Origin of the sequence: Mesorhizobium sp. NZP2077 (assembly GCF_013170805.1) — a bacterium.
In the GTDB taxonomy this organism is placed as follows: domain Bacteria; phylum Pseudomonadota; class Alphaproteobacteria; order Rhizobiales; family Rhizobiaceae; genus Mesorhizobium.
The window spans coordinates 100,551-126,542 of record NZ_CP051293.1; the positions used below are offsets into that span (position 1 = coordinate 100,551).

At 63.2% G+C, this 25,992-nt stretch carries 26 protein-coding genes; 19 read left to right on the forward strand and 7 right to left on the reverse strand.

Annotated features, from left to right (window positions below):
• Positions 1-18: 18 nt before the first annotated feature.
• Complete coding sequence (locus HGP13_RS00485; RefSeq protein ID WP_172220034.1) at positions 19-810, reverse strand: cyclase family protein; 792 nt, start codon at positions 808-810, stop codon at positions 19-21.
• A gap of 119 nt (positions 811-929) precedes the next feature.
• Here HGP13_RS00485 and HGP13_RS00490 point away from each other — a divergent pair, with 119 nt between their 5' ends.
• The 13 genes from HGP13_RS00490 (at position 930) to HGP13_RS00550 (ending at position 14,568) form a co-directional block, all read left to right on the forward strand.
• On the forward strand, positions 930-2,504 hold the full coding sequence (locus HGP13_RS00490) for an NAD(P)/FAD-dependent oxidoreductase (protein WP_172220037.1): 1,575 nt from the start codon (positions 930-932) through the stop codon (positions 2,502-2,504).
• Positions 2,505-2,617: 113 nt separating this feature from the next.
• A complete protein-coding gene (locus HGP13_RS00495) occupies positions 2,618-4,147 on the forward strand; it encodes an ABC transporter substrate-binding protein (protein ID WP_172220040.1) in 1,530 nt (509 codons plus the stop codon).
• A gap of 90 nt (positions 4,148-4,237) precedes the next feature.
• Positions 4,238-5,245, forward strand: a complete 1,008-nt coding sequence (locus HGP13_RS00500) for an ABC transporter permease (protein ID WP_172220043.1) — start codon at positions 4,238-4,240, stop codon at positions 5,243-5,245.
• The gene (locus HGP13_RS00505) at positions 5,211-6,080 is read left to right on the forward strand and encodes an ABC transporter permease (RefSeq protein WP_172220046.1); all 870 of its coding nucleotides are present in this window, start codon (positions 5,211-5,213) and stop codon (positions 6,078-6,080) included. Before HGP13_RS00500 ends, HGP13_RS00505 begins: the two co-directional genes overlap by 35 nt.
• Positions 6,077-6,955: an ABC transporter ATP-binding protein gene (locus HGP13_RS00510; protein WP_172220049.1), complete on the forward strand. Its 879-nt coding sequence runs from the start codon at positions 6,077-6,079 to the stop codon at positions 6,953-6,955. Before HGP13_RS00505 ends, HGP13_RS00510 begins: the two co-directional genes overlap by 4 nt.
• Positions 6,948-7,784, forward strand: coding sequence for an ATP-binding cassette domain-containing protein (locus tag HGP13_RS00515; RefSeq protein WP_172220052.1), 837 nt, complete (start codon positions 6,948-6,950; stop codon positions 7,782-7,784). Before HGP13_RS00510 ends, HGP13_RS00515 begins: the two co-directional genes overlap by 8 nt.
• Positions 7,785-7,861: 77 nt before the next feature.
• Positions 7,862-8,461, forward strand: coding sequence for a VOC family protein (locus HGP13_RS00520; protein WP_172220055.1), 600 nt, complete (start codon positions 7,862-7,864; stop codon positions 8,459-8,461).
• A gap of 142 nt (positions 8,462-8,603) precedes the next feature.
• The gene (locus HGP13_RS00525) at positions 8,604-10,898 is read left to right on the forward strand and encodes a bifunctional salicylyl-CoA 5-hydroxylase/oxidoreductase (RefSeq protein ID WP_172220058.1); all 2,295 of its coding nucleotides are present in this window, start codon (positions 8,604-8,606) and stop codon (positions 10,896-10,898) included.
• A complete protein-coding gene (locus tag HGP13_RS00530) occupies positions 10,895-11,668 on the forward strand; it encodes an SDR family NAD(P)-dependent oxidoreductase (protein WP_172220061.1) in 774 nt (257 codons plus the stop codon). The genes HGP13_RS00525 and HGP13_RS00530 overlap by 4 nt, the downstream gene beginning before the upstream one ends.
• Positions 11,662-12,132 carry a MarR family transcriptional regulator gene (locus HGP13_RS00535; RefSeq protein ID WP_027043615.1) on the forward strand — a complete coding sequence of 157 codons (471 nt, stop codon included), beginning with the start codon at positions 11,662-11,664 and terminating at the stop codon, positions 12,130-12,132. Before HGP13_RS00530 ends, HGP13_RS00535 begins: the two co-directional genes overlap by 7 nt.
• Positions 12,129-12,941, forward strand: coding sequence for an enoyl-CoA hydratase family protein (locus HGP13_RS00540; protein WP_172220064.1), 813 nt, complete (start codon positions 12,129-12,131; stop codon positions 12,939-12,941). The genes HGP13_RS00535 and HGP13_RS00540 overlap by 4 nt, the downstream gene beginning before the upstream one ends.
• Positions 12,941-14,089, forward strand: a complete 1,149-nt coding sequence (locus HGP13_RS00545; RefSeq protein WP_172220067.1) for an acyl-CoA dehydrogenase family protein — start codon at positions 12,941-12,943, stop codon at positions 14,087-14,089. Before HGP13_RS00540 ends, HGP13_RS00545 begins: the two co-directional genes overlap by 1 nt.
• Positions 14,090-14,154: 65 nt before the next feature.
• Positions 14,155-14,568, forward strand: coding sequence for a RidA family protein (locus HGP13_RS00550; RefSeq protein ID WP_172220070.1), 414 nt, complete (start codon positions 14,155-14,157; stop codon positions 14,566-14,568).
• Positions 14,569-14,610: 42 nt separating this feature from the next.
• Here the strand turns inward: HGP13_RS00550 and HGP13_RS00555 are convergent, their stop codons facing one another.
• Positions 14,611-15,702 (reverse strand): LLM class flavin-dependent oxidoreductase, encoded by a 1,092-nt coding sequence (locus HGP13_RS00555; protein WP_172220073.1) that lies wholly within the window; start codon positions 15,700-15,702, stop codon positions 14,611-14,613.
• A 120-nt stretch (positions 15,703-15,822) separates the two neighbouring features.
• Between HGP13_RS00555 and HGP13_RS00560 the strand changes: the two genes are divergently transcribed.
• The 6 genes from HGP13_RS00560 to HGP13_RS00580 all read left to right on the forward strand — a co-directional run bounded on the left by HGP13_RS00560 (position 15,823) and on the right by HGP13_RS00580 (position 20,436).
• Entirely contained in the window at positions 15,823-16,584 is a 762-nt protein-coding gene (locus HGP13_RS00560) for an HpcH/HpaI aldolase/citrate lyase family protein (protein WP_172220076.1), read from the forward strand.
• A 178-nt stretch (positions 16,585-16,762) separates the two neighbouring features.
• Positions 16,763-16,888: a hypothetical protein gene (locus HGP13_RS38495; RefSeq protein WP_281410986.1), complete on the forward strand. Its 126-nt coding sequence runs from the start codon at positions 16,763-16,765 to the stop codon at positions 16,886-16,888.
• 90 nt (positions 16,889-16,978) lie between these two features.
• Positions 16,979-17,776 (forward strand): ABC transporter substrate-binding protein, encoded by a 798-nt coding sequence (locus tag HGP13_RS00565; RefSeq protein ID WP_172220079.1) that lies wholly within the window; start codon positions 16,979-16,981, stop codon positions 17,774-17,776.
• 169 nt (positions 17,777-17,945) lie between these two features.
• On the forward strand, positions 17,946-18,620 hold the full coding sequence (locus HGP13_RS00570; protein WP_172220082.1) for an amino acid ABC transporter permease: 675 nt from the start codon (positions 17,946-17,948) through the stop codon (positions 18,618-18,620).
• 48 nt (positions 18,621-18,668) lie between these two features.
• Complete coding sequence (locus HGP13_RS00575; RefSeq protein ID WP_172220085.1) at positions 18,669-19,958, forward strand: cysteine desulfurase-like protein; 1,290 nt, start codon at positions 18,669-18,671, stop codon at positions 19,956-19,958.
• 1 nt (position 19,959) lies between these two features.
• Positions 19,960-20,436: a GNAT family N-acetyltransferase gene (locus HGP13_RS00580; RefSeq protein WP_172220088.1), complete on the forward strand. Its 477-nt coding sequence runs from the start codon at positions 19,960-19,962 to the stop codon at positions 20,434-20,436.
• 93 nt (positions 20,437-20,529) lie between these two features.
• Here the strand turns inward: HGP13_RS00580 and HGP13_RS00585 are convergent, their stop codons facing one another.
• From HGP13_RS00585 to HGP13_RS00605, 5 genes are read right to left on the reverse strand one after another with little or no spacing between them, the layout of a single operon-like run.
• Entirely contained in the window at positions 20,530-21,360 is an 831-nt protein-coding gene (locus tag HGP13_RS00585) for a dipeptide ABC transporter ATP-binding protein (RefSeq protein ID WP_172220091.1), read from the reverse strand.
• The gene (locus HGP13_RS00590) at positions 21,357-22,208 is read right to left on the reverse strand and encodes an ABC transporter ATP-binding protein (protein WP_172220095.1); all 852 of its coding nucleotides are present in this window, start codon (positions 22,206-22,208) and stop codon (positions 21,357-21,359) included. Before HGP13_RS00590 ends, HGP13_RS00585 begins: the two co-directional genes overlap by 4 nt.
• On the reverse strand, positions 22,208-23,092 hold the full coding sequence (locus tag HGP13_RS00595) for an ABC transporter permease subunit (protein WP_246707419.1): 885 nt from the start codon (positions 23,090-23,092) through the stop codon (positions 22,208-22,210). The genes HGP13_RS00590 and HGP13_RS00595 overlap by 1 nt, the downstream gene beginning before the upstream one ends.
• A 26-nt stretch (positions 23,093-23,118) precedes the next feature.
• On the reverse strand, positions 23,119-24,126 hold the full coding sequence (locus tag HGP13_RS00600; protein WP_172220103.1) for an ABC transporter permease subunit: 1,008 nt from the start codon (positions 24,124-24,126) through the stop codon (positions 23,119-23,121).
• A 59-nt stretch (positions 24,127-24,185) separates the two neighbouring features.
• Entirely contained in the window at positions 24,186-25,784 is a 1,599-nt protein-coding gene (locus tag HGP13_RS00605) for an ABC transporter substrate-binding protein (RefSeq protein WP_172220106.1), read from the reverse strand.
• Between the last annotated feature and the right edge of the window lie 208 nt (positions 25,785-25,992).

Consider the following 25,992-nt stretch of genomic DNA (forward strand, 5'->3'; position numbering starts at 1 on the left):
CCGAAGACCCACCTCGCTCTATTTTCCCGACACCAGCGCCAGGGCGCGGATCGGGCTGCCGGTGCCGTGTTCGATCTTGAGCGGTGCCGCGATCAGGATGGCGCCTTTCGGCGGCAGCTGGTCGAGGTTGCAAAGGCTGGCCAGCCCATAGCGGTTGGCCTTGTGCATCAGCGTGTGCGCCGGGAATGGCGGCTCCATGCCGCCGGCCTTGCCGGCATCGGTGCCGATCGTCTCCGAGCCCCAGCCCTTGATATCCTTGCTGATCAGGAACTGGATGGCTTCCGCCGTCGGGCCGGGCGTGTGCGGACCGGTGTCGTTGGCGTTGAGGAACTCGGCTTCCGAGCCGTTGCGCTTGTACCAGTCGGTGCGCATCACCACCCATTCGCCGGCATTGATGGCGCCATGCTTGGCTTCCCACGCCTTGATGTGGTCGACGGTGAGCAGGAAATCATGGTCGGCGGCGGCTTCCTTCGAGCAGTCGATGACATTGACCGGGCCAACGAAATTCTGCGCCGGAATGGTGTCGGTGGCGCCGTCCGGATAGTCCTTGCCGCTGATCCAGTGCTGCGGCGCATCGAAATGCGTGCCCGAATGCTCGCCGAGCTTCAGCCAGTTCCACGCCCACCACGGACCGTTCTTGTCATAGCGGGAGATGTTGTGGATCTCGACCTTCGGCGTGTCGACGGCAAGCTCCGGCGGCAGCTTGATCAGCGGCGTATCGGGACCGAGTTGCGCCGAGAGGTCCACCACCTTGATGGCGCCTGACAGCAGCTGGCCGGCGACTTCGCCGAGGAGTTTTTGGGTGTCCATTGTCTTCTGTTCCCTCTTTTCGGTGATGATCAAGGCTCGTCTCGGCCCTTAATATCCTACTAGACGAAAACATATGCATCTGCAATTATCTTTAAGCATAAAGGAAATAGGAACGGGGCGTGAGCGAGTTCGACGCCATCTTTGTCGGGGCGGGCCACAACAGTCTGGCATGCGCCGCGCATCTGGCGCTCAAAGGCTGGAAAACCGGGATTTTTGAGCGCAGTGCAACAATCGGCGGCGCCGTCCAGACCCGCGAATTCACCCTTCCAGGCTTCCGTCACGATTTCGGCGCGATGAATCTGAGCCTGTTTGCCGGCTCTGCCTTCCACCGGAAATATGCAAATGAATTGAAAGCACAGGGGCTGGAGTTCGCGCCGGTCGCCGACTGTTTTGCCAGCGCCTTTCCGGATGGACGCTGGTTCGGCGTCAGCAACGATCTGGAAAGGACGGCGGCGCGCATGGCCGCTTTCTCCGCAGCCGATGCCGCGACATGGCGCAAGCTGGTTACCGCCTTCCCGGCGGAGGCCGAGCATCTGTTCCGGCTGCTGGGTTCGCCGATGAGCGCTCGTGCGCTTGCCGGCACCGCCTGGAACCTGTGGCGCAAGAAGGGCATGTCCGGCGCACTAGGCACCGGCCGGCTGCTGCTTTCCTCACCGCGCGCCTGGCTTGAGGAAAACTTCGAGTCGTCGCATGTGCGCGCGACGCTCGCCACCTGGGGCATGCATCTCGATTTCGCGCCCGATATCGCCGGCGGCGCCGTGTTCCCCTATCTGGAATCGATGGCCAACCAGAGCTTTGGCATGGTGCTGGGCAAGGGCGGCGCCGACACCATGATCCACGCTTTATCGGGCATGGTGACGGCTGCCGGCGGCAAGATCGTCACCGGCGCCGAGGTGGCCGAGATCATGATTTCCGCTGGCAAGGCGACCGGCGTGCGGCTTGCATCCGGCGAGACGCACACAGCGACCAAGGCGGTCGTCGCCGGCGTCGCACCCAAGGCGCTGACTGGTAAACTGCTGCCCAACGGTTCCGGCAATGCCGGCTTCGATACGGCGATGCAAAAATTCCGCTACGCGCCGGGCACGATGATGATCCATCTGGCGCTCGACGATTTGCCGGACTGGCGCGCCGGAGCAGAGTTGCGGCAGTTTGCCTATGTCCACCTGTCGCCGTCGCTCGATGCGATGTCGCGCACCTATCAGCAGGCGATGGCAGGCATGCTGCCGCACGAGCCGGTTCTGGTCGTCGGCCAGCCTACAGCGATCGATCCGTCGCGCGCGCCTGAAGGCAAGCATGTGCTGTGGGTGCAGGTGCGCATGCTGCCTGCCGAAATCCTGGGCGATGCCGCAGGCAAGATCGCGCCCGCGCATTGGGACCAGGTCAAGGACCGCTACGCCGAGCGCATACTCGACATCATCGAGACCTATGCGCCGGGCTTGCGCGCGAAAATCCTCGGCCGGGCGGTGTTCTCACCCATTGATCTCGAGCGCGAGAACCCGAACCTCGTCGGCGGCGACCAGGTCTGCGGCAGCCATCATCTGGCGCAGAATTTTTTGTTCCGTCCGGCGCGTGGTTTTGCCGGCTGGAACACGCCGCTCGCGAATCTGCATCTCACGGGCGCCGCGACATGGCCGGGCGCCGGCACCGGTGCGGCCTCCGGCTTCATGCTCGCGCAACAGCTTGGCGGGAGGTAGGACCGACGATTGCATAGAGGCGACGAGGGGCATGGCGCTGCTGCCACCAAGCCTGAACCAATGAAGTGACATTGCCGCGCGACGAAAACAGAAAACCAACAAGGGGAACGACCATGACAATCAACAGACGCGAATTGCTGGGATACAGTGCCGCGGCACTCGGCGTAGCCGCCGTGGGCTTGCCACAGATCGCCAAGGCGGCCGCAGGCGAACTGACCATCGCCTACAATGTCAACCTGCCGTCCTGGGATCCGACCACCGGACCCTCCGCCGTCAACCCGACTATCCAGGGCCTTTACCAGTCGGTGTTCGACCAATTCATCCCGCAGAAGCCGGACCTGTCCTTCGCACCCGGCCTGCTCACCGAATGGGGCTGGAACGATGACCGCACCAAGGTGACGATGACGGTGCGCGAAGGCGTGAAATGGCATGATGGCTCGCCCTTCACGCCCGAGGACGTCGTCTGGTCGCTGCAGCGGGCGGGCGACGAAAAGACCGGCAACCCGATCCAGTTCGTCTGGAAGAACGTCAACAATTTCAAGATCGACGGCAACAAGATCACCGGCGACGTGGTGCAGTTCGACCCGGTCTATTTCAAGTGGATGTCGTTCCTGACCGGCTACATCCTGCCGAAGGCCTATTACGAGAAGGTCGGCGCCGAAGGTTTCGAGAAGGCGCCGATCGGCACCGGCCCTTACATGGTGGAAAAATTCGAGCGCAATGCCTTCCTGCGGCTGAAGGCCAATCCGAACTATTGGGGCGGCAAGCCGGCATTCGAGAATGTGACGATCAAGTTCGTAACCGACGCGGCGAGCCGTGTCGCCGAAATCGAGTCCGGTTCCTCGCAGGTGACGCTCGAAATCCCCTACGAAGAATATGACCGGCTGATCGCCAAGGACGGTCTGGCCGGCTCGTGCAAGAACGTCTCCGACATCGGCATGATCTTCTTCAACGACATCGAGGCGATGCTGGACAAGAACGTCCGCCAGGCAGCGGTGATGTCGATCGACAAGAAGCTGCTCGTCGACCGCCTGCTGCGCGGCTACGGCCAGCCCATCGACACGCTGGAGACGCCGGAATACACGGCCTACGATGCGTCGATCAAGGTCGAGCACAATCCGGAGAAGGCCAAGGAATTGCTGGCCGCCTCCGGCTATTCGCCGGAAAAGCCGGTCAAGTTCACCATCCAGACGACCAAGGGCTTCAAGCCCAAGGACTACGAGATGATCCAGGCGATCGTCGGCATGTGGCGCAAGGTCGGCATCGAGGCGACGATCGAGGTCTACGAGATCGCCAAGCATTACGAGTTGCGCGCCGCCGACAAGCTGGCGCCGGCCGCCTTCTACAACTGGGGCAATGCCATCGGCGACCCGACCACCTCGACCGGCTTTGCCATGTATGGCCCAAGCCCGCATTCGGTGTGGGACAGCCAGGACCTGATCGACATGATCAACCCGCTGTGGGGCGAGAAGGACGAGGCCAAGCGCATTACCGGCTGGAAGGCGGTCGACAAATACATCGCCGAGCAGGCCTATGTGCTGCCGCTGATGCAGTATGCGCAGCCGATCGTGCACGCCAAGGGCGTCAACGTGGTCCAGCACATTTCCGGTGCGCTGCTGCCGGCCCTGATGACCCCGGCCTGATATCGGCCTGGAATTGCCGCGCGCCGTCGTCAATGACGGCGCGCATTTTCCATCGGGCATACGAGCCCACGGGCTCCCGCAAAGATTTACATGCTTCTGCAACGATTCCTGATCCGTCTTCTGACGATGCTGATCACGCTGTTCGGCGTGGCCGTCGTCGTGTTCGTCGTGATCCGCGTCGCGCCTGGCGATCCGATCGCCATGATGCTGCCGCCCGGCGCGACGGAGGCCGACATTGCCCGGCTGCGGGCGCTCTACGGGCTCGACAAGACGATCGTGCAACAATTCTTCATCTGGCTGTCCGGCGTCGTCAGGGGCGATTTCGGCACCTCGATCTCGCTTAGGCAAGAGGTGCTCGGCCTGGTCTTCAACCGGCTGCCGGCGACGCTGGAACTGGCCGTCGTCGCGCTGGTCATGGCGGTGGGGCTCGGCGGCACGACGGCGATAATCGGTGCGCGTGAGCGTGGCACGGCGGCCGAGGCCGGCATCGACATCGCCAGTGGTGCCACCCTTTCCATTCCGGATTTCCTGTGGGGCCTGGTGCTGATCCTGCTGTTCGGCGTGCTGGTGCCGATCTTCGACATTTCCGGCCGCGTGTCGCCGCAGCTCGACCTGCCTTTTGTTACCCAGTTCTACCTGTTCGAGAGCATTTTACGCCTGCGCCTCGACCTGACCTGGGACCTGCTGAAGCATATGCTGATGCCGGCGGTGGCGCTGGCGTTGCCGCTGGCGGCGATCATCTCGCAGCTGCTGAAACAGTCGCTGAAGGAGGTGCTGGACCTCGACTATGTCGTGCTGGCGCGGGTGAAGGGGTTTTCGGAGACGCAGGTCATCCTGCGCGAGGCGCTGAAGAACGCCGCTTTGCCGACGCTGACCCTGGTCGGCGTGCAGTTCACCTTCCTCATCGGCGGCACGGTCATCGTCGAGCGGCTGTTTTCCTACGAAGGCCTCGGCAACATGGCGATCGACGCCGTCATCAACCGCGACCTGCCGCTGATCCAAGGCATCGTGCTGGTTTTCGCGCTGCTGTTCGTGCTGATCAACCTCACCGTCGACATGATGTATGCGCTGCTCAATCCGAGGCTGCGCCATGGATAGAGCCCCAAGACGTGGATTGAGCCCCCGGCTGTGGCTCGCCGGCGGCTGGCTGCTGCTGGCGCTGCTGGCGGCGATCTTCGCGCCGCTGGTCGCGCCACAGGATCCGCTGGCGCAGGATTTGATGCTGGAGCGGCTGCCGCCGTTCTGGCTCGATGGCGCCGAGCCCGGCTATTGGCTCGGCACCGACAGTCTCGGCCGCGATCTCTTGTCCCGGCTCATCTTCGGCGGCCGTATCGCTTTCATCGTCGCTTTCGCCGCGGCCATCGCTGCCTGCCTGGTCGGCTCGACGCTGGGTTTGATCGCCGGTTATTTCGGCGGCTGGGCCGACCGCATCATCTCGCGCATCGTCGATGTCTGGATGGCATTTCCGCCGGTGCTGTTCGCCATCCTTCTGGTCGCGGTGCTCGGCACCGGCCTCAGCTCCGTCATCCTTGCAATTGCGATCATCGACTGGACGCGCTTTTGCCGCGTGATCCGCGCCGAGGCGATGGGGCAGTCGCGCATGGACTATGTCGAGAACGCCCGCATCGCCGGCTATGGCCGCATCGGCATCATGCTGCGCGAAGTGCTGCCCAATGTGGTGCCGTCGATCGTGGCGCTGTTGTCCTTGGAGATGGGCATCGCCGTCATCGTCGAAGCGATCCTGTCCTTCGTCAATCTGTCGATCTCGACGGACGATCCGACCTGGGGCAGCATCATCGCCGAGGGCCGGCTTTCGATCCACCAGGCCTGGTGGGTGCTGGTGTTTCCGTTGATCACGCTGATCCTGACCGTGCTGTCGTTCAGCCAGTTCGGCGAGGCACTGAAGGCCCGTTTCGATCCGGTGCTGCGATGAGCGCTTGCCTCGACATCGCCAATCTGAGCGCCGTGCTGCCGAACGGCCAGCGCGTGCTGCGTTCGGTCTCGCTTGCCGTGCAGCCCGGCGAGGTGCGCGCGCTGGTCGGCGAGAGCGGCGCCGGCAAGACGATGATCGGCAAGGCGGTGCTCGGCGTGCTGCCGACGAGCGTACGCATCGTCGAAGGCGATATGAAGCTCGAGGGCGAGGACCTCGGCAAGCTGGAGCCCAAGGCACGACGCACGCTGATCGGCGCCCGCACGGCGCTGATCCCGCAGGATCCGCTGACCGCGCTCAACCCGTCGCGCCGCATCGGCCCGCAGATGACCGACCGGCTGGTGCGCATCCTCGGCTGGAGCGGCGAGAAGGCGGACAAGCGCATCCGGCAATTGCTGGACGAGGTGCAGATCCGCGACCCCGATCGCGTGCTGAAAAGCTATCCGCACGAGCTTTCCGGCGGCATGCGCCAGCGCGTGCTGATTGCCGCCGCCTTCGCCGCCGAGCCCCGGCTGATCGTCGCCGACGAGCCAACGACGGCGCTCGACGTCACCGTGCAGAAACAGATCCTGCGCCTGATCGCCGCGCTGCAGCGCGAGCACGGCACGGCGATCCTGTTCGTCACCCATGACCTCGGCGTCGTCGCCAAGATCAGCCAGAAGGTGTCTGTGCTCTATGCCGGCAAGGTGGTGGAAGAGGCCGACACGGCTGCTCTATTCGCCGCACCGCAGCACCCCTACACGCGAGCACTGATGGCCGCCACACCGCGCTACACCGACCCGTTCGCTTCGCTGAAGCCGGTGGATGAGACGGTGCTGGCCGGACTTGCCGCTGAGATCGCTTCCGCCGACCAGGCCTGGAGGCGACCGCATGGCTGAGCCGCTGTTTTCCGTGCGCGGGCTGAAGGTCGCACTGCCCGACATGACGCGCAAGCCGCTGATCGGTCGCGCGCCATTGGCCGAAATCCTGAAAGGCCTGGATTTCGACCTGCCGAAGGGGTCGGTGACCGGCATCGTCGGCGAGTCAGGGTCGGGAAAATCGACGCTCGGCCGCGCCCTCGTGCGGCTGCTGGAGCCCAGCGCCGGCAGCGTCACCTTCGACGGCCTAGATATCACCCATCTGCCGGAGGCGGAGCTGCGGCCCTTGCGCCGCAATCTGCAGATGATCTTCCAGGATCCGATGTCGTCGCTCAACCCGCGTCGCACCATTGCCAGCATCATCGCAGCGCCACTCAAGCAGAACGGCCTTGGCGACAATTTGAAGACACGCGTCGCAGAGGCGCTGCAGCGCGTCGGCCTGCCGCAGAGTTTTGCCAGCCGCTACCGCCACGAACTTTCGGGCGGCCAGCGCCAGCGTGTCGGCATTGCACGCGCGCTGGCACTGTCGCCGAAATTCGTGCTGGCCGACGAGATCGTCTCCGGTCTCGATGTGTCGACGCAAGCGCAGATCCTCACCCTGCTGGAGAAGCTCGCGGCGGAGATGGGCCTGACTGTCGCCTTCATCAGCCATGATCTGTCGGTGATCCGGCGGCTGTGCCAGCAAGTGATCGTCATGCGCGAAGGCGTGATCGTCGAGGCCAGTGCTACCGACGCTTTGTTCGACAATCCCAGAGAGGCCTACACACGCGATCTGATCGCCGCCATTCCACTGCCTGAAATCGACGCCGGCTGGCTGGATATGCCTTCCGCCGCCAAGCCGCCGACATGAATGCATACGCATGCCGAAAAGCGGGTTTCGGACATGCGACCGCAAAGACCCAGGTCCCGCCAATGGAGAGGACTGACATGAAGACGATACTTCGCAATGCAACGCTCGCCGCCGCTGTCCTTGGCAGTGTCGGCATGGCCTCGGCCGATTCGATCCCCGGCATGCGCGGCCACGATCACACCGGCATCACCGTTCCCGACATGAAGCAGGCGGTCGACTTCTTCACAGAGGTGGTCGGCTGCAAGAAGGCGATGTCGTTCGGACCGTTCGCCGACGACAAGGGCACCTTCATGCAGGATCTTCTGGGCGTCGATCCCAAGGCTGTCATCGAGCAGGTCACCATGGTGCGTTGCGGCTATGGATCGAACATCGAGCTGTTCAAATACACAGCGCCCGACCAGAAGGATTTGACGCCGAAGAACAGCGACATTGGCGGCTTCCATATCGCCTTCTATGTCGACGACGTCGCCGCTGCCAAAGCCTATCTCGACGGCAAGGGCGTCAAGACAAGGATGGGGCCTTTGCCGGTCAAGGAAGGCCCCGCCGCGGGCCAGACCATTCTCTATTTCCAGGCGCCCTGGGGACTGCAACTGGAGGCGATCAGCTATCCCGACGGCATGGCCTATGAGAAGGGTGCCGAGACGGTGCTGTGGAGCCCAAAGAACCCGGAGAAGTGACATCGGGCGCGCGCTTGCGGGACGACACGCAAGCGCGCTGCCCAATGCTCGCATAATGATTTCGACATAAAACTTTAAGCTTGAAATATCTTGCCGCCGGCGCGATACTCACGAGACAGCAAGCGAAGAGGAGATCGCAGACATGAAGGTTGCGGTTCTCGGCGGCGGACCAGCCGGCCTCTACTTTGCCATTTCGATGAAGCTCAGGGACGCCGCGCACGATGTGACGGTGTTCGAACGCAACCGCGCCGACGACACGTTCGGCTGGGGCGTCGTGCTGTCGGCCGAGACGCTCGATAATCTCGCCAAGAATGATCCGGTCAGCGCTGTCTGGATCAAGAAGCATTTCGCTTACTGGGACGACATTGCAGTCATCCATAACGGCGTGCGCACGGTCTCGTCGGGCCACGGCTTCTGCGGCATCGGCCGCAAGCGGCTGCTCGTCCTGCTGCAGCGCCGTGCCCGCGAACTCGGTGTCAAGCTGATGTTCGAGACCGACATCGCCGACCCCAAGCCTTACATGGAGACGCATGACCTGGTTGTCGCCGCCGACGGCCTGAACTCCAGGGCGCGCAACACCTTCGTCGATGTCTTCAAGCCCGACATCGACACCCGCAAGTGCAAGTTCGTCTGGCTGGGCACCAACCAGAAATTTGACGATGCCTTCACCTTCATCTTCGAGAAGACCGAGCATGGCTGGGTGTGGGCGCACGCCTACCAGTTCGACAGCGAGACCGCGACCTTCATCGTCGAATGCAGCGAACAGACCTGGGCTGCCTTCGGCTTCGGCGCGATGACGCAGCAGGAGTCCATCGCCGTCTGCGAGAGTATCTTTGCCAAGCATCTCGGCGGCCATGCGCTGATGACCAACGCAAACCATATCAGGGGTTCGGCCTGGATCAATTTCCCGCGCGTGCTGTGCGAACGCTGGTCGTACAAGAATTTGGCGCTGATGGGCGACGCGGCGGCATCGGCGCATTTCTCGATCGGCTCCGGCACCAAACTGGCACTCGAAAGTGCGGTGGCGCTGGCCGAGTATGTCGAAACCGAGCCGGACCTCGAAGCAGCCTTCCGTAGATATGAGGATGCGCGCCGCACCGAGGTGTTGAAGCTGCAGTCGGCGGCGCGCAATTCGCTGGAATGGTTCGAGGAGGTCGAGCGTTATCTCGGCCTCGATCCGGTGCAGTTCAACTATTCGCTGCTGACCCGTTCGCAGCGCATCAGCCACGAGAATCTGCGGCTGCGCGATGCCGAATGGCTAGGTGGTGCCGAAGAGTGGTTCCAGCGCCAGGCGGGTGCGGGCGGCAACAGGCTGCGCCGGGCGCCAATGTTCGCGCCGTTCAAGCTGCGTGACCTCAGGCTCAACAACCGCGTCGTCGTTTCACCGATGGCGCAGTACAAGGCGGTCAACGGCTGCCCGACCGACTGGCATTTCACCCATTATGCCGAGCGGGCCAAGGGCGGCGCCGGGCTCATCTATATCGAGATGACCTGCGTCAGCCCCGAAGGGCGCATCACGCCGGGGTGTCCGGGCTTCTACGCGCTCGAACACGAGGTGGCGTGGAAGCGGCTGGTCGACTTCGTCCATGCCGAGACCGAGGCCAAGATCTGCGCCCAGATCGGCCATTCCGGCGCCAAGGGTTCGACCCGGCTTGGCTGGGAAGGCACGGACGTGCCGCTCGCGTCCGGCAACTGGCCCATCATGGCGGCATCGGCGGTTGCGTGGTCGCCGCAGAATCAGGTGCCAAAGGCAATGGACCGCGCCGACATGGATCTGGTGCGCGACCAGTTCGTGGCCTCTGCCGAAATGGCCGACCGTTGTGGCTTCGACATGCTCGAGATCCATGCCGCGCATGGCTATCTCCTGTCGTCCTTCATTACGCCTGTCACCAACCGACGCACGGATGACTATGGCGGCTCGCTTGACAATCGCATGCGCTATCCCTTGGAAATCTTCCGCGCGGTGCGCGCCGCCTGGCCGGCTCAGAAGCCGATCTCGATGCGCATTTCGGCCAATGACTGGGTCGGTATCGAAGGCGTCACACCGGCCGACGCGGTGGAGATCGCGCGGCTGCTGCATGAAGCCGGCGTCGACATCTGCGACGTCTCGGCCGGCCAGACATCGGCGCTGGCAAAGCCTGTCTATGGCCGCATGTTCCAGACGCCGTTTTCCGACCGCATCCGCAACGAGGTCGGCATAGCGACGATGGCGGTCGGCAACATCTATGAGCCGGACCATGTCAATTCGATCCTGATGGCCGGCCGCGCCGATCTGGTGGCGCTGGCACGGCCGCATCTCGCCGACCCCTACTGGACGCTGCATGCGGCGGTGACGCTCGGCGACCGCGGTGTCAAATGGCCGGATCCCTATCTGCCCGGGCGCGACCAGCTCTACCGGCTAGCCGAGCGTGATGCGACCGCAGGGCTGAAAGTATGACGGCGGCAACAGCGATCGCCGGCAAGCATGCGCTGGTCACCGGCGGCGGCTCCGGTGTTGGCCGGGCCATCGCGTTGACATTGGCTGGCGCCGGCATAAACGTCACCGTCTGTGGTCGCCGCGCGGCTGAGCTCGCCAAGGTGGCCGGCGAAAGCGACCGCATTTTTGGCATCGCCGCCGATGTTACCAACGAGACGGCGATGGCCGCGCTTTACGAAACGGCGGAAGCCGTGCGCGGGCCCTTCGATATCGTCGTCGCCAATGCCGGCATGGCCGGCAGCACGCCGGCGCACAAGACCACGCTTGCCGACTGGCAGCGGACGCTCGACGTCAATTTGACCGGCGCCTTCCTGACGGTGAAGCCGGCGCTGGCTGGCATGACCGCGCGCAAGGCGGGCCGGATCGTGTTCATCGCCTCGACGGCAGGGCTGAAGGGCTACGCCTATGTCGCGCCTTACGTCGCGGCCAAGCACGGCGTCGTCGGCCTGATGCGGGCACTTGCCGCCGAGACGGCGAAATCCGGCGTCACCGTCAACGCTGTCTGCCCGGGCTTCGTCGAGACCGGCATGCTGGAGGAGTCCATCCAGCGCATTATCGAAAAGACAGGCCGCTCGGCCGGAGAGGCGCGAAAAAGCCTCGCCTCGACCAACCCGCAGGGCCGCTTCATCCAGCCGCAGGAAGTTGCCGCCGCCGTGCTGTGGCTGTGCGGCGATGCGGCAGCGTCGATCACCGGACAGGCAATCTCGATCTCAGGAGGCGAAACATGGTAGCCGGCCCCCTGCCCGCGCCGTCAGGACCCGGCAAGGACCGGCTGCGCCTGTGGATCAGGCTGCTGCGCGCCTCGCGCACGATCGAGGCCGAACTGCGCGAGCGCCTGAAGAAAGAATTCGACACGACGCTGCCACGCTTCGACGTGATGGCGGCCCTCTACCGTGTGCCGGAAGGCATGCTGATGAGCGACCTGTCGCGCTTCCTGCTGGTCTCCAATGGCAACGTCACCGGCATTGTGGACCGGCTGGTTTCGGAAGGGCTGGTCGCCCGCGCCCGCCGCAATGGCGACCGCCGCACGTCCATGGTGCGGCTGACGGATGAGGGCACCAAGTCCTTTGCCACCATCGCTGCCGCCCATGAGGGCTGGATCGGCGAATTGCTAGGCAAGGTCAGCGAGGAGGATGCCCGCCGGCTGACCGGCATGCTGACCTCGTTCCGCAGCAACTGGGAGGGACGCGAATGACCGGGATGGCCAACCTCAAGCCGAAGCACTTCCTGTGGGAAGTCGAAGGCAGGATCGCCAAGGTTCGGCTCGACCGGCCGGAGCGCAAGAACCCGCTGACCTTCGACAGCTATGCCGAGTTGCGAGATACGTTCCGCGACCTCGTCTATGCCGACGATGTCGACGCCGTGGTGTTCCTGTCCAATGGCGGCAATTTCTGCTCCGGCGGCGATGTCCACGACATCATCGGCCCGTTGGTCAAGATGGACATGAAGCAGCTCTTGGCCTTCACCCGCATGACCGGCGATTTCGTCAAGGCGATGCTGAATTGCGGCAAGCCGATCATCGCGGCGGTCGATGGTGTCGCGGTCGGCGCCGGCGCCATCATCGCCATGAGCTCCGACATCCGCATCGCCACGCCGGAGGCCAAGACCGCGTTCCTGTTCACCCGCGTCGGTCTCGCCGGCTGTGACATGGGCGCCTGCGCGATCCTGCCGCGCATCATCGGCCAGGGCCGCGCCGCCGAACTGCTCTACACCGGCCGCACAATAACGGCTGCCGAAGGCGAACGCTGGGGGTTCTACAACCGGCTGGTCGATGCCACAGCGCTCGAGGCCGACGCGCTCGACATGGCGGCGCGGATCGTCTCCGGCCCGACCTTTGCGCACGGCATCACCAAGACGCAACTCAACCAGGAATGGTCGATGGGCCTCGACCAGGCGATCGAGGCGGAAGCCCAGGCGCAAGCGATCTGCATGCAGACGCGCGACTTCGAGCGCGCCTACAAGGCGTTCGTGGCCAAGGAAAAGCCGGTGTTCGAGGGCAATTGATGGCTGACAAGAGTTTCCTCAACTGGCCGTTCTTCGAGGACCGTCATCGCGAACTGGCCGGACGCCTGGAAGCATGGTGCGCGAAGAACCTGCCGGTCGATCACAATGATGTCGATGCCGCTTGCCGTGAGCTGGTGGCGAAGCTCGGCCGCGACGGCTGGCTGAAGCCGACGGCACTCGACACCGACAGTCCAGGACCGCTCGACGTCCGCACGCTGTGCATCACCCGCGAGACGCTTGCCCGCCACGACGGGCTCGCCGATTTCGCCTTCGCCATGCAGGGGCTGGGCACCGGCGCGCTCAGCCTGTTCGGCACGCCGGAGCAGCAGCAATGGCTGGCGAAGACGCGTGCCGGCAAGGCGATCTCGGCCTTTGCCTTGTCGGAACCACGCTCCGGCTCGGATGTCGCCAACACGGAGATGACGGCGACCTGTGACGGCGACAGCTATGTCCTTTCAGGCGAGAAGACCTGGATCTCCAATGGCGGAATCGCCGATCTCTATGTCGTCTTTGCCCGCACCGGCGAGGCGCCGGGTGCCAAGGGGCTTTCCGCCTTTGTCGTGCCGGGTGACGTCAAGGGCCTTGGCATCGCCGAACGCCTCGAAGTGATCGCGCCGCATCCGCTGGCGCGGCTTTCCTTCGACCAGGTCCGCCTGCCTGCCGCTGCACTGATCGGCAAGCCCGGCGACGGTTTTCGTATCGCCATGTCGGTGCTCGACGTGTTCCGCTCGACGGTCGGTGCAGCAGCGCTCGGCTTTGCCCGCCGCGCGCTCGACGAAAGCATCAGCAGAGTGGCCGAACGCAAGCTGTTCGGCGCGCCGATGGCGGAACTGCAGATGGTGCAAGGCCATATCGCCGACATGGCGCTCGACGTCGATGCGGCCGCCCTTCTGGTCTACCGCGCCGCCTGGACCAAGGACATGGGTGCCGCTCGCGTCACCCGCGAGGCGGCGATGGCCAAGCTGTTTGCCACAGACAAGGCGCAAGAGGTGATCGACAAGGCCGTGCAACTGCATGGCGGCGACGGCGTCCGCAAAGGCCATATCGTCGAGAGCCTGTATCGCGAGATCCGCGCGCTGCGCATCTATGAGGGCGCTTCCGACGTGCAGAAGGTGGTCATCGCGCGGCAAGTGATGGGCGCGGCTTGACGGCAAGAAATTGGCAGGCATTCGATTTTGAGACTTTGGTTTTTGGGAATACCGGGAGGCTAGAAATGCACGAGATTTTGCAGCCGGAAGGCTGGGCCAAGCCGGTCGGCTACGCCAATGGCGTCGCGGCGCAGGGGCGGCTCATCTTTGTCGGCGGACAGGTCGGCTGGAACGGGCAGTGCCAGTTCGAGACAGACGACTTCGTCGGCCAGGTCCGTCAGACGCTCGAGAACATCGTGGCGGTGCTGGCAGAGGCAGGTGCTGAGCCGCAGCACATCACCTCGATGACCTGGTATTTCACCGACAAGGCCGAGTACCTCGCCAATCTCAGGGGGATCGGCGAGGCCTATCGCGAAGTGATCGGCCGGCATTTTCCGGCAATGGCCGCCATGCAGGTGGTGGCGCTGGTCGAGGACCGTGCCAAGGTGGAGATTCAGGCCACCGCCGTCATTCCAGACGAACGAGTTCGTCCGGACTAACTCGTTCGTCCGGAATAAAGAATTCGTCGTTCCCGGAATAATCTATGCGCGAAGGCCCGCCTGCCTCAAAATCGGCAGCACGTGATCGCAGAAATAGGGCAGTTCCTGCGTGTAGTTGACGAAAGATAGCGCAATGCCCTGATAGCCATGCCCGGCAATGGCAGCCATGTCGGCGGCGATTGTTTCCGGCGTACCGATCAGGGGATAGGTGCCGGCGCCACCGGCGAAGCGCTGCCGGTAGCGGTCATAGGCGTGCGGGTCGTGCGACTGCGAGAATTCCTTCTTGCCGGCCATATGGGCATCGACCGCATCATGGTCGGCCATATCGACGGCATAGCGCGCGTAGTAAGCCTGCGCCTCTTCCATGGTCGGGCGACAGACGACATGCGCCACGGTGTAGACGCCGACATCCCGGCCGACCTTGTCGGCGCGCTCGCTGATATCGGCGACATGCTTGCCGGCATCGCTCATCTCGGAAAAGGTCGTGAACAGATAATCGCAGCAGGCGGCGGCGAAATCGCGGCCCGGTCCGCCGAACGCGGCGTTCATGGTCACCGGACGCGGAACCTGCAGGCCGGCCGGCCGGCTGACGGCTTCCTTGAGGCGATAATAGGTGCCTTCATAGTCGAGAGGTTCGGCCGAAGCATAGAGCTTTTCCAGGATTTCGATCCATTCGGCCGCCTGGTCATACCCCTTCTCGACCAGCGGCGTGCCGAACATGGCAAATTCCTTCGGGTTCCAGCCGCAGACGATGTTGAGGCCGGCGCGGGCCTGGCTGATGTGGTCGACCGTCGCCAGCGCCTTGGCGGCGTAGAGCGGATGCACCAACGGCACGTGCACGGTCATGAACAGGCCGATCTGTTCGGTGGCCACGGCAAGCGCCGCCGCCCAGGTGAAGGTTTCGAACGACCATTCGCGCACCTTGTTGCGGCCGCCAAAGCCACGCCAGCGGGCAATCGGCAGCATGAATTCCAGCCCGGCGCGGTCGGCGATTTGCGCCGCCGTCAGATTGTCCTGCCAGCTTGCCGTCCAGCGTTCCGGCACATCGGTGATGGCCAGCCCGCCATCGGCGTTGGTCGAAAAGACGCCGAGCTTCAGTTTGTTGGAGCCGTGCAAGGGATGTGGTTTGTTCATGTCGCGACCTCCCGGCGAAGATCGCACGCTACGGTTCCGCGAAAATATTTCAAGCATGAAATAGCTTCGCCTTGCGATCGTTTGCCGATATGAATTCGGCGGAGTGAGAAAGGGATCGGCATGAGCGAATTCCGTCAGAAATGCGTCGGCAAGGCCAACCTCGTCGGTTCCTTTGCTGCCATACCGCATCCCGTCGCGGTCGAAGTGATGGCGCAGGCCGGGCTCGATTTCCTCTGCATCGACTGGGAGCATGCGCAGATTTCGCGCGACGTGATCGAGGCCATGGTGCGCGCGGCCGACGTGCATCGCGTGCCGGCGATGGTGCGCGTTCCCGGCCATGCGCCCGAAGCGATCCAGGCGGCTTTGGACAGCGGCGCGCAAGGCGTGCTGGTGCCGCGCGTCTCGACCGCCGCACAGGCGGCGATGGCCGTCAAAGCCTCGCGCTATCCGCCGGTGGGCGAGCGCGGCATCGGACCCGGTCGGGCCGCCGGCTACGGCTATCGCATTCCCGAATATCTTGCCGGCGCCAACGACAGAACGGTCGTCGCGGTCCAGGTCGAAACGTCGGAGGGGCTCGCCAACATCGACGCGATCGCGGCCGTCGACGGCGTCGACGTGATCTTCGTCGGCCCCGGCGACCTTTCGGTGTCGATCGATGCTATCGGACCGCAAGGCGCCGGCAAGCTCAATGCGGCGATCCGGACAATCATCAGCGCGACGATCGCACACGACAAGGCAGCCGGCATATTTTGCGCCAGCCCACAGACTGTCAGCCGTTGGGCAGCGATCGGCGCGAGTTTCTTCGTGCTGGCCAGCGACACGATGTTTCTGGGCGCCGGCGCCGCGGCCAACTCTGCCGCCGCGCGCGACGAATTGGCATAGGCGGCCCTGGCCAGGCAAAAAGCGTATCGCAGGAGCAACAGGCCGGCCAAGCTTTTTAAGCTTAAAACTTTCGCCTTGAAAAGCGTCCCACTTTGGATAAGCATTCAAAATCGATGGCAGTTGCCGTGCCGGAGGGGTTGCCGGCCAGTCCATCGTTGTGTTCGGGTGGGAGGAGTCCTTGACGTTCATGCTGCCCCAGTCGTCGTCCAGCGCGCGCTATGCTTTCGATGGCGTACGCGCCAAGATCCGCGACCTGCACACCGAAAACATTGCCACCGCGCACGTCGTAGCGCCCATGAATTGACGCCCCGCTGGGAGGTGGGACGGCAAGAAACCGTGCGGGGCCAGCCCCGTCCGATCAACAACCAGAGGGAATACCCCAGAGGGAACTCCAATGAAGCTCAACCGCCGTAATCTCATGCTTCTTGCCGCAGCCATCGGTATCGCCGCCGGCCCTGCCACGGCTCAAGCCGCCGATGTGCTCAATGTCGGCGCCTACCCGACCAATCCGCCCTTCGAATACAAGAACGAGAGCGGCACTTTCGAAGGCTTTGAAGTCGACATCGTCAATGAGGCGGCCAAGCGCATCGGCATGACCACCGATATCGCCGATCTCGGCTTCCAGGCGCTGTTCGCCGCCACCACGTCGAAGCGCATCGACGTTGCCATCTCGTCGATCACCATCACGGCGGAGCGGCTGAAGTCGCAGTCCTTCACCCAGCCCTATTATGATTCCGACATGGGCATCGCCACCAAGACCGACAGCGCTGTTAACACCGAGGCCGACCTCAAGGGCAAGATCGTCGGCGTGCTGTCCGGCTCGACCGGCGAGACCTGGGTCAAAGCGCATCAGGAAGCCGACGGCTTCAGCGACGTGAAGGGCTATGACACGCAGCAGAACCTGCTGCTCGACCTCAGCGCCGGCCGCGTCGATGCCGCCGTCAGCGACATTCCGGGCATGGAATACTCGTTCACGAAGATGAAGGATTTGAAGGTCAAGCAGCGCATCAAGACCGGTGAACAGTACGGCCTGATGATGACCAAGGACCATCCGCTGCTCGGCAAGCTCAACGACGCGCTGACCGCGATGAAGAAGGACGGCACGCTGGCCGCGATCCACAAGAAGTGGTTCGGCAGCGACGCGCCCGCCGATTCCTCGACGGTGAAGGAAATGCCGCTGCCGAAGGCCTGAGTGGCGATGCACTGAAATCGTGCCGGCTTCTCCAGGCCGGCACGATTCATTTCACGCTCCAGCACCTGCTGCCGCACAGACCGCCTCACCGTAGGCGAGGTCGTTTGGTTTAACTGGAGCACCCGTTGCTCTGGCGTCGCGGGACACAAAACAGTTCGGGAACGCTCCCATGTCGCTGATCGACACCTTCTTCAATCCCGATGTCATCATGTCCAGCCTGCCGGCGCTGCTGCGCGGTTTCCTGAACACGCTGCTGCTCGGCATTTTGAGCATCGGCATCGGTATCCCCGTCGGTCTGGGGATCAGCCTGGTGCGGCTCTACGCGCCGAAGCCGCTGCGCTGGCTGGCGGTCGGCTACACCGACATTTTTCGCGCCCTGCCGGTGCTGGTGGTGCTGATCCTGATCTACTACGCGCTGCCTTTCCTCGGCATCCGCCTGTCGTCCTGGGCGTCCGCAGTGACCGCGTTTGCCTTCATCATGTCGGCGTATTCGGCGGAAGTGTTCCGCTCCGGCATAGAGAGCATCCCGAAAGGCCAGTTCGAGGCGTCGCAGGCGCTCGGCCTGCCGTTCCTTTTGACCTTGCGCAAGGTGGTGCTGCCGCAGGCGATCCGCGTGGTCATCCCGCCGATGACCAGCAACTGCGTCTCGATGTTCAAGGACACCTCGCTCGCCTCTACCGTGGCGTTGCCGGAACTCTTGAAGGAGGCGACCAACGCGCAGTCGCTTTACGCCAACCCCTCGCCGCTGATCGGCGCAGCGCTGGTCTACCTCATCTTCCTCTGGCCGATGGTCCGCCTCGTCAGCCTGCTTGAAGACCGCTTCAAGACCGAGAAGACGCGCTGACCTCGCCAACTGATCCACTCGCCCAAGTCCCTTGTAGGAGCCTACCCCGTGAACAAGCACCAAACCGACAATGCGAACGCCTCAGGGTTCCCCGTCGACACCATCCGCGCCATGTTTCCCGCCCTGCAGCGGGCCGGCGATTTTATCTTCTTGGACAATGCCGCCGGCGCGCAGATCCCGCAGAGCGTGCTCGACGCGGTGACCAACCATCTGGTTTCGCACAATGTGCAGCGCGGCGGCCGCTATGGCCGCAGCGTCACTGTCGACCAGTCTGTCGCCGATGCCCGGACGAGCGTGGCGCTGCTGATCAACGCCTACAGCCCGGCGGAAATCTGCTTCGGCATGAACGCCACCTCCTTCATCCGCCTGGTCAGCCTCGGTATCGGCCAGATGCTCGCCAAAGACACGGATGGGGGGCGCGACGAGATCGTCATCACCGACATGGACCACGACGCCAACATCGCGACATGGCTGGCGCTGGAATCCGCCGGCGCCAAATTCAAGTGGTGGCGCATGCGCGAGGACGGCAATCTGCATGTCGACGATCTGCGCCCACTGGTTTCCGACCGCACCCGCCTCGTCGCCTGCACGGTGACGGCACATTCGATCGGCTCGATCGTCGATGTCGCCTCGGTGGCCGAGATCGCGCATGCGGCCGGCGCCGAAGTGTTCCTCGACTGCGTGCATTACGGACCGCACGGGCTGATCGACGTGCAGGCCTGGGACTGCGACTATCTTGTCTGCTCCGGCTACAAGAATTTCTCGCCGCATATGGGTTTTCTGTGGGGCCGCTTCGAAACGCTCAAGCGGCTGCCGACTTTTCGGGAAGACTTCATCCCCGACGAGCCGCCCTACAAGGTCGAGGCCGGCACCTTTATCTACGAGAACGTCTCCGGCATGGATGCCGCCGTGCAGTATCTGGAACTGATCGGCCGCAATCTCGCCCCCTCCAACAACCGCTCGCGGCGCGAAAACATCGTCGCCGGCATGGGCGCCATCCGCGACTATGAGCTGCTTTTGGCGCGCGAGATGCTTGGCGTGCTGAAAGGTTGCGGGGCGACCATCTATGGCGTTGCCGACGAGGCCCGCATCAACGAGCGCGTGCCGACCTTCTGCTTCAACATCGGCAAGCTCTCGCCGCAGCGCATCGTCGAGGAGATGGCCGAGATGCAGATCGGCATCCGCGACGGCCACATGTACGCGCCACGACTGATGAAGCGCCTCAACCTGTCGATGGACAGCGGCGCCATCCGCGCCTCGCTGGTGCATTACAACACGGTCGAGGAAATCCATCGCTTCGGCGAGGCGCTGCGGGCGATTATCGCCAAGCTGTCGTGACATGACTGGTCTTGGCGACACCGATGATGAGGGCGCTAACGGGGCGACATCTCTTGTTGTCCTCAGCGAACCCACGCCAGAAGACATTGTCGCCCTGGAAGATGGCCTTTACGGCTTCAACGTCGCTGCGACCGGCGTCGATGACGGCCGCTATTTGTCGATCTTCCTGAAGAGGAATGACGGGACGATCTACGCAGGCCTGCACGGACACAGTTGGGCGGGCGTATGCGAAATCAAGACGCTATGGATCGCCGACAGCGAGCGCGGCAAAGGCCTTGGCTCGCGCCTCCTTGCAGCCGCAGAACAGGAGGCTCGGCTGCGCGGGTGCCATGTCATCCATCTCGCGTCCTTCACCTTCCAGGCGCCGGACTTCTATGAAAAGCATGGATTTCAGCGGCTGGTGCAACTCGAGGACTTTCCGCGCGGCCACGCCAATGTCCTGCTCGCAAAGACGCTGATGCCTGAAGCGCCCGTCTAACTCTTTGTTTGACGCTATTCCAGGCGGAGAACCGCTCACACTTTTCCTGGAATTGCTCTCGCCTGCACTCGCCAGATGGCAGGGACGTCCGGGTCAGGCCGCCGCCTTCTTCTTGGCCAGCCGCGCCTTGATCGAAGCAACGTCGGCGCGCGGCGTCGCGGCAAACAATGTCCTGGTGTAGCTGTGCTTGGGGTCTGAAAAGACCTCCTCGCGCGAGCCGTATTCGACCGCCTCGCCGAAATACATCACCATCACATCGTCGGCGATGTAGCGCACCACGGACAGATCGTGGCTGATGAAGACGTAGGTCAGCTGAAATTCGTCCTGCAGGTCGGCGAGCAGGTTGAGCACCTGTGCCTGCACCGACAGGTCGAGCGCCGAGACCGGCTCGTCGAGCACCAGCAGGCTCGGATTGAGCATCAGCGCGCGGGCGATGGCGATGCGCTGGCGCTGGCCGCCCGAGAACATATGTGGGTAGCGGTTGTAGTGCTCGGGGCCGAGGCCGACCTTCTTCAGCATCTTCATGGCCAGGTCGCGCCGTTCCTCGGCCGGCTTGCCGGTGTTGATGAGCAGCGGTTCACCCAGCACGTCACCGATCTTCTGGCGCGGATTGAGCGACCCGTAAGGGTTCTGGAAGACGATCTGCACCTTGCGGCGCATCTCCTTGCTCAACCCGTCCTTGGCGATGTCGACCTTGTTGCCGCCGATGAACAGTTCACCTGACGTCGCGGGATCGATCAGCGTGATGATGCGGGCAAGCGTCGACTTGCCGCAACCGCTCTCACCGACGATGGCCAGCGTCTTGCCCTTGTCGACGCTAAAGGAAACTCCCTTGACCGCATGCACTGTACGCTGCGCGCGAAACAGCCCACCGCCGACATGATAGTCGCGCACGATATTCTTGCCTTCGACGACCTTGGTCATGCGCTGGCCCCCGAAGGCGCCGGCTCGAACAGCATGTCGGAGACGGTCGGCAGCCGGTCGCCGACGGCGTTCTCCGGCAGCGCCGACAAAAGCGCGCGCGTGTAATTGCTCTTCGGCGATTCAAACAGCGACAGCACGTCGGCCTCTTCCATCTTGCGGCCCTTGTACTGGACGATGACGCGGTCGGCGGTCTCCGCCACCACGCCCATATTGTGGGTGATCATGATCAGGCCCATGCCGTATTTGGCCTGCAGCGAGACCAGCAGGTCGAGGATTTGCTTCTGGATGGTGACGTCGAGCGCGGTCGTCGGCTCGTCGGCGATCAAAAGCTTCGGATTGCAGGCAATGGCGATTGCGATCATGACGCGCTGGCACTGGCCGCCCGACATCTGGTGCGGGAACGAGTTCAGCCGTTCCGCCGGCTCGGGAATGCCGACCTGCGTCAGCAGTTCGATGGCTCGCGCCCGGCGTTGCGCACCGTCCATGCCCATATGGAAGCGCAGCACCTCTTCGATCTGGAAGCCGACGGTGAAGCACGGATTGAGGCTGGCCATCGGCTCCTGGAAGATCATCGACATGTCCTTGCCGACGATCTTGCGCCGTTCAGCAGGGCTCAGCTTCAGGAGATCGCGGCCATTGAAGCTCATGCGATCAGCAGTGACCTTTGCCGTCCAGGGCAAAAGGCCCATCACCGCCAGCATGGAGACCGATTTGCCGGAACCGGATTCGCCGACGATCGCCAGCACTTCGCGCTCGTCGACATGCAGCGAAACGCCATCGACCGCCCGGAACGGACCGGACGCGGTCTGGAATTCGACGACGAGGTTCTGGATGTCGAGCAGCGCCATCACGACCTTCTCAGTTTCGGATCGAGCGCGTCGCGCAGGCCGTCGCCGACAAGGTTGATGGCGAGCACAGTGATCAGGATGGCAAGGCCGGGGAAGGTGACGACCCACCAGGCGCGCAGGATGAATTCGCGCGCCGAGGCGAGCATGGTTCCCCATTCGGGCGTCGGCGGCTGGGCGCCAAGGCCGAGGAACCCGAGCGCTGCCGCTTCGAGAATGGCGTTGGAGAATGACAGCGTGCCCTGGACGATCAGCGGCGCCAGGCAATTGGGCAGGATGGTGCGAAGCATCAGCCTGACATGGCTGGCGCCGGCGACCTTCGCTGCCACGACATATTCGCGGCTTTTCTCCGCCATGACGGCCGCGCGCACCAGCCGCGCGAAATGCGGCTGCAGGACGAGCGCGATGGCCAGCATCGCATTGAACAGGCCAGGGCCGAGGATGGTGACCATCACCAGCGCCAGGAGCAGCGACGGGAACGCCAGGATGAGGTCCATGACGCGCATGATCGCCACGTCGACCCAGCCTCGGAAATAGCCGGCCAGCAGGCCGAGCGTAATGCCGCCGGTGAGCGCCAGCGTGACCACGACCGCGCCGATCAGCAGCGAGAAGCGCGCGCCGTAGAGCAGGCGCGAGAGGATGTCGCGACCGACCGGATCGGTGCCGAGCAGATATTGTGTCGAGCCGCCGTCCTGCCAGGCCGGAGGCCGCAGGAATGCGGTCTTGTCCTGGATGTCGGGTGCATAGGGAGCCAGCAGCGGCGCAAACAGCGCCGCCAGGACCAGCAGGATGAAGACGAACAGGCCTATGACGGCGCCGCGGTTCACCGAGAAATAAAACCAGAAGGTCCTGAGACCGGTGAGGCGATCCGGGTTGCCGGCGGCCATCGGGGCGATTTCGGTCGACTGGCTCATCACGCCGCCCTTATGCGTGGGTTGATAACGGCATAGAGTACATCGACGATCAGGTTCACCGCCATGACGATAAGGGCGATCAAGAGCAGGCCAGACTGCACGACAACATAGTCGCGCTTGGATATGGATTCGACCATCCACCTGCCGATGCCCGGCCAGGAGAAGATCGTTTCGGTAAGGATGGCGCCGGCGAGCAGCGTGCTAACCTGCAGGCCGATGGTGGTGACCACCGGGATGAGCGCATTGCGCAGAGCATGCACGCCGATGACTCGAGCCGACGAAAGCCCTTTGGCTCGGGCAGTCCGCACGTAGTCCTCGCCCAGCACTTCGAGCATGGCGGAGCGCGTCTGGCGCGCTATCACAGCCAGCGGAATGGTGCCGAGCACAATTGTCGGCAGCACCAGATGGCGCAATACCGAGCGAAATGCATCCCATTTGCCGTAGAGCAATGTGTCGATGGTCATGAAGCCGGTTATCGGCTTGAAGAAGTACTGCAGGTCGATGCGGCCGTTAACCGGCGTCCAGCCGAGATAGCCGGAGAAAAAGATGATCAGCAGCAGGCCCCACCAGAAGATCGGCATGGAGTAGCCGACGAGCGCCGTGCCCATCAGCGACTGGTCGAACCACGAGCCGCGCTTGATCGCCGCAAAGATGCCGGCCGGAATGCCGAGCACCATGGCGAAAATCATGGCGAAGAATGACAGTTCCAGCGTCGCCGGGAAGAGCGTCTTGAACTCTTCGATCACCGGGCGTTTGGACGAAATCGAGACGCCGAAATCGCCGGTCACGACCTCACCGACATAGCGAGCATATTGCTGCCAGATCGGCAGGTTGTAGCCGAACTGCTCCTTGAGCTCTTCGTAGCGCGCCGGCGCCACGCCGTGTTCGCCGGCCATGGCAAGGATAGGATCGCCGGGCAGCAGCCTGACGAAGGCGAAGGCGCAGATCGTGATGCCGACAAGCGTCGGGATCAAAAGTGCAATTCGGTGGAGGATATATTTGAGCATGATGTAGGGGGGGGGGGGGGCTTCATTGCCCCCCCCCCCCCCCCCCCCGCTCTATAGTCTTATTCAGCCTTGTCAACGCCGTCGAAGCGGTGAATGCCGAGCGGGTCCATCATGAAACCGCTGACATTCTTGCGCACGACTGCGTAGACTTGGCTATGCGCCAGCAGGAAGGCCGGAGCCTGCTTCTGGAAGACGACCTGCGCCTCTCCGTAGAGCTTGGAGCGCTCGGCCTGGTCGCTGGTCTTCTTGGCCTTCTGGATCAGGTCTTCGAAGTCCTTGTCGCACCAGCTGGAGTAGTTCGAGACGCCGATGGCGGAGCAGGCGAACAGAGTGGCGAAGAAGTTGTCCGGATCGCCATTGTCGCCGGTCCAGCCAATCTGGAACGCGCCGGGACGATCCTTCTTCTTGCCCTCCGAGCGATACTTGGTCCACTCGTAGTTGACGATCTCGGCCTTGACGCCAACCTTGGCCCAGTCGGCCTGGATCAGTTCGGCGGCGCGCTGGAAGTTCGGGTTGTAAGGACGAACGCGATCGGAAGCCCAGAGCTGGATTTCCGTCAGCCCGGCAGCGGCCAGCACCTTCTTGGCTGCATCCGGATCATAGGCATCGGACTTCACATCCTTGTTCCACGACCACATGGTCGGCGGGATCAGGTTTTCGGCAGGCGTGGCGCCAGCATCCTGGAACAGCGACTTGATCAGCGCTTCCCGATCGATCGCCTGGTTGAGCGCATGGCGCACTTCAGGCTTGTCGAGCGGCGGGATGGTGGTGTTGTAGCTCATGTAGCCGATGTTCAGGCCGGCCTGATCCATCAGGGTCACGTCCTTGTTGGCCTTGATCGTGCCGATGTCGGCCGGATTCGGATATGGCGCGATGTCGCATTCGCCGGCAAGCACCTTCTGGATGCGGGCGGTCGCGTCGGGCGTGATGGCGAAGACGAGATCGTCGATCTTCTCCTTGCCCTTGAAGTAGTCGGGGTTGGCCGCATAGCGGATGACCGAATCCAGCTGGTAGTCGACGAACTGGAACGGACCAGTGCCGATCGGCTTGGTCGAGAAATCGGCCATCTTGCCGTCTTTCGCCAGCTGGTCGGCATATTCCTTCGACACGATCGAGGCGAAGTCCATGCCGAGATTGGCCAGCATCGGAGCGTTCGGCTCGGTCAGCGTCAACTTGACGGTCAGGTCGTCGACCTTTTCCCACTTGGCGACGTATTTCGGCATGTCCATGCCGGTGTAGTAGTCCCAGGTCAGGTTGGGCAGATACTTGTCGCCGTTCCAGGGATTCGCCTTGTTGAACTGGCGGTCGAAGGAGAAGACGACGTCGTCGGCGTTGAGGTCGCGCGTCGGCTTGAAATAGTCGGTGGTCTGGAACTTCACGCCCGGATGCAGGTGGAAAGTGTAGACCAGGCCGTCGTCGGAAATTTCCCACTTGTCGGCGAGGCCGGGCTCGACCTCGGTGCCGCCATGCTTGAACTCGACCAGACGCGAATAGACGGTACGCGACGAGGCATCGAAATCGTTGCCGCCGGTCGTGGTACCCGGATCAAAATTGGCAGGCGACGCTTCCGAGCAATAGACAAGCGTCTTTGCATTGGCCATGCCACCGAGGACGCTTGCGGCCAGCAACGCGGCCGCAAAAGCGAGTTTCTTTTTCATTGAGCACTCCCTGATGTTCTTCCAAGCCCCTCTATCAGGCTCGCGAAGCGCGCATATAAGCACCGTTTCTACGGCTTTGGAACACCCCGTTTGCTTACCCCTCGGGAAGCAGGAAAAAAATCCGCGATTTTGCTAAATGGCAGAAAAAATTAGCAGTTTTTTCCATTCACAATATTATTAACGACCGCATTTTTTTATTGATCTGGCA